Source organism: Burkholderia sp. E168m23, assembly GCF_016586125.1.
Taxonomy (GTDB): Bacteria; Pseudomonadota; Gammaproteobacteria; order Burkholderiales; family Burkholderiaceae; genus Burkholderia; species Burkholderia orbicola.
The window spans coordinates 1-3,697 of sequence record NZ_BCPP01000731.1 but is presented as its reverse complement, the minus strand read 5'-3'; the positions used below and the strand labels follow the sequence as shown (position 1 = coordinate 3,697).

The following is a 3,697-nucleotide window of genomic DNA, read 5'->3' as shown; positions in this document are numbered from 1 at the left end:
GGCTTCGAGATCGCGATCGAGACCAACGGTTCGCTGCCGGTGCTCGAATCGATCGACTGGATCTGCGTGAGCCCGAAGGCCGATGCGCCGCTCGTCGTCACGAAGGGCAACGAACTGAAGGTCGTCGTGCCGCAGGACAACCAGCGGCTGGCCGACTACGCGAAGCTCGACTTCGAGTATTTTCTCGTGCAGCCGATGGACGGCCCGTCGCGCGACCTCAACACGAAGCTCGCGATCGACTGGTGCAAGCGTCATCCGCAGTGGCGGCTGTCGATGCAGACCCACAAATATCTGAACATTCCCTGAGCCACGGCTTTTGACATCGTGCTGATTACCCGAAAACTCGAATTCGACGCGGGCCACCGCATTCCCGATCACCGCAGCCAGTGCCGGAACCTGCACGGCCATCGCTACGTGCTCGAAATCACGCTGCGCGGCGATCTCGTCGATACCGAGGGGGCGCCCGACCGCGGCATGGTGATGGATTTCGCCGACGTGAAGGCGCTCGCGATGGAGCACCTCGTCAGCAAGTGGGACCACGCGTTCCTCGTCTATGCGCGCGACGACGTCGTGCGCTCGTTCCTCGAGCAGATGGCCGACCACAAGACGGTCGTGATCGACCGGATCCCGACCGTCGAGAACCTCGCGGCGATCGCGTTCGACCTCCTCGCGAACGTGTACGACGCGCACTACGGCGTGAACCTGCGCCTCGAGCGCGTGCGGCTGTACGAAACGCCGAACTGCTGGGCCGACGTCGAGCGCCAGCCCGGCCGCTGATCCTGCCTGCCCCCGCAGCCCCGCCGTCCGGCGCGGGCTGCCCGTCGCCGCGCACCGTGGCCTCGACTCCCTCCTTCCCGCGTCGGTAGGGCTTCCCCTGTCTGTTCCCGCATCGAGCGCCCGCCGCGCTATGATCGACGTGCCGCACCGAAAAACGCTCGCGTGAGCCATTGCGCGGCCCGCGCTGTCAGATCGGCCGTCCCGGGCCGACTCACGTTCTCTGGCGCGCGATCCGCCGCCGCCGCCGTGCTTCGGTTGCCCGGCGGTATGCATTCCGCTTTCCGCTGCGCCTGTTGCTTGTCCCGTTCGATTGCCATTCCGTTCCGGAGGCCGTATCGATGAGCACGCTCACCAATTCCCTCAAACAACGCCTGCGCGACGGTGACGAGCCGCTGTACGGCCTGTGGCTGTCGCTCGGCAGCGACTCGGCCGCGGAAGCGCTCGCGCACGCCGGTTACGACTGGCTCTGCATCGACATGGAGCATGCGCCGAACGACAGTCGCGACGTGGCGTCGCAACTGCGTGCGATCGCCGCGGCGCACCTGCCGAGCGAGCCGGTCGTGCGCGTGCCGGCGCGCGAGCCGTGGCTCGTGAAGCGCGCGCTCGACGCCGGCGCGCGCACGCTGATGTTCCCGTGTATCGAGACGCCCGACGACGCCGCGCACGCGGTGCGGCTCACGCGCTTCCCGTCGCCCGACACACCCGACGGGCTGCGCGGCGTCGCGGGCATGGTGCGCGCGGCGGCGTTCGGCATGCGCCGCGACTACCTGCAGACGGCGAATGCGCAAGTCGCGGTGATCGTGCAGGTCGAATCGGCGCGCGGCGTCGACGAAGTCGAGCGGATCGCGGCGACGCCCGGCGTCGATTGCCTGTTCGTCGGCCCGGCCGATCTCGCGGCGAGCCTCGGGCATCTCGGCGACATCCGCCACCCGGACGTCGAAACCGCGATGGCGCGCGTGCTCGCGGCCGGCAAGCAGGCAGGCGTCGCGGTCGGTATCTTCGCGGGCGACACGGCGGCCGCGCGCCAGTATCGCGACGCCGGTTACCGGATGATCACGGTATCGGCCGACGTGAGCTGGCTATTGCGCGCGACGCGGCAGGCGTTGCAGGAGGTACGGTCATGAACGGCGCAGACGCTGCGTGCCGCGGGCGCGCGCGGATCGGGACGATGGTCGGCCTGTGGGCCGTGTGTGCGGTGGCTGTCGCGCAGGGCGCGCCGCAAGCGAAGCCCGATCCGTCGCGCGAGACGCAATCGGCGGTTGCCGACTACAACGCCGGCGACTATCGTGCGGCGCTGGTGCAATTCCACGATGCGGCCGAGCGCGGCGATCGCCTCGCGCAGTTCAACTACGCGATGATGCTGCTGACGGGCGAAGGCGTGACGGCGAACGTCGACGAAGGGCTGCGCTGGCTCAGGCGCGCGGCGGACGCGAACATGTCGCATGCGCAGTACGTGTACGGCCGGATGTTCGACGATGGCGAATTCGTCGCGCGCAATCCGGCGGAAGCGCATCGCTGGTTCCTGCGGGCCGCGAAGCAGGGGCACGTGCAGGCCGAGCTGTCGCTCGCGAACCAGTTCCTCGACGGGCGCGGCACGCCGCGCGACAACCGGCAGGCGTTCGCATGGTACAAGCAGGCCGCCGACGCGGGCGAGCCGACCGCACAGTACGTGACCGCGTCGTTCTACGAGCGCGGCGGCGACGGCGTCGCGCAGAACCTGAACATCGCGCGGGCGTATTACGCGGCGGCGGCGGCGCAGGGCGACGAGACGGCCGGGATGAAATTCAAGGAGCTGAGCGCGCGGCTGAAGGCGCCGGGGCCGGCATCGGGCGCCGGCGCGGAGCAGGGCAAGCCGCACGCGCCGCCGCAGTAAGCGGCCGCATTCGGTTCGCCCGATGCAAAACGGCGCCCGCAGGCGCCGTTGTCGTGTGCCGCAGCGCAGGCCGCGCGGTCAGCTCTTCATCAACCGCCGTTGCCGCCCGACGCTCATGATCATCCCGATCGCGATGCCGAGCGTCGTGAGCGCGGTGCCGCCGTAGCTCATGAACGGCAGCGGCACGCCGACGACCGGCAGCACGCCGCTCACCATCCCGATGTTGACGAACGCGTAGACGAAGAACGCGAGCGTGAGCGAGCCCGCCAGCAGCCGGCCGAACAGCGTCGCGCCCTGCGCGGCGATGTAGAGCCCGCGGGCGATCAGCGCCATGTACAGCGTCAGCAGCACGAGCCCGCCGGCGAGCCCCCATTCCTCCGAGAACACCGCGAAGATGAAGTCGGTGTGCTTTTCCGGAATGAATTCGAGGTGCGCCTGCGTGCCTTTCAGGTAGCCCTTGCCGAGCACGCCGCCCGAGCCGATCGCGATCACGGCCTGGATCGTGTGGAAGCCCTTGCCGAGCGGGTCGGAGGTCGGATCGAGCAGCGTGCACACCCGGTGTTTCTGGTAGTCGTGCATCAGCGGCCACTGTACTTCGGGCTGGCAGATGCGTTCCTCGAACACGGCGATCGAGCCGACCGCGAGCACGCCCGCGACGAGCACCGGCACGATCAGCTTGAACGACAGGCCGGCGAGGTAGATCACGAAGAAGCCGGCCGCGAACACGAGCAGGCCCGTGCCGAGGTCGGGCTGCTTCGCGATCAGCCCGACCGGCACCAGCAGGATTCCGAACGCGGCGATGAAGTCGTACCAGCGCAGCCCGCCTTCGCGGCGCTGGTAGTACCACGCGAGCATCAGCGGCGTCGCGATCTTGAGGATTTCGGACGGCTGGATCACGACGCCGACGTTCAGCCAGCGCTTCGCGCCCTTCTTGGTCATCCCGAACAGCGCGACCGCAATCAGCAGCGTGACCCCGAACGTGTAGAGCGGGACCGCGAAGCGCATCAGCGTGGTCGGCGGGATGTTGGCGATCACCCACATCAGCAC

General features: G+C 68.8%; 4 protein-coding genes and 1 pseudogene. 4 read left to right on the top strand and 1 reads right to left on the bottom strand.

The window, feature by feature from the left end; genetic code table 11:
- From JMF90_RS28445 to JMF90_RS28430, 4 genes and pseudogenes are all read left to right on the top strand, one after another.
- Positions 1–306, top strand: a pseudogene (locus JMF90_RS28445) (7-carboxy-7-deazaguanine synthase QueE); the annotation flags it as partial.
- Between the two features lie 18 nt (positions 307–324).
- Positions 325–777, top strand: coding sequence for a 6-carboxytetrahydropterin synthase QueD (queD, locus tag JMF90_RS28440; protein WP_006477472.1), 453 nt, complete (start codon positions 325–327; stop codon positions 775–777).
- 338 nt (positions 778–1,115) lie between these two features.
- A complete protein-coding gene (locus JMF90_RS28435) occupies positions 1,116–1,901 on the top strand; it encodes an HpcH/HpaI aldolase/citrate lyase family protein (protein WP_175809161.1) in 786 nt (261 codons plus the stop codon).
- On the top strand, positions 1,898–2,650 hold the full coding sequence (locus JMF90_RS28430; protein WP_175809159.1) for a tetratricopeptide repeat protein: 753 nt from the start codon (positions 1,898–1,900) through the stop codon (positions 2,648–2,650). Before JMF90_RS28435 ends, JMF90_RS28430 begins: the two co-directional genes overlap by 4 nt.
- Positions 2,651–2,728: 78 nt before the next feature.
- On the opposite strand, the gene rodA is transcribed toward JMF90_RS28430, so the two are convergent.
- The coding region (gene rodA / locus JMF90_RS28425; protein ID WP_201325723.1) for a rod shape-determining protein RodA at positions 2,729–3,697 on the bottom strand (969 nt) is incomplete at its 5' end.

What these genes read in the sequence shown, in the direction of transcription:
- JMF90_RS28435 (WP_175809161.1), top strand. Translation starts at nt 1,116, where the DNA reads ATGAGCACGCTCACCAATTCCCTCAAACAACGCCTGCGCGACGGTGAC.
- JMF90_RS28430 (WP_175809159.1), top strand. Translation starts at nt 1,898, where the DNA reads ATGAACGGCGCAGACGCTGCGTGCCGCGGGCGCGCGCGGATCGGGACG.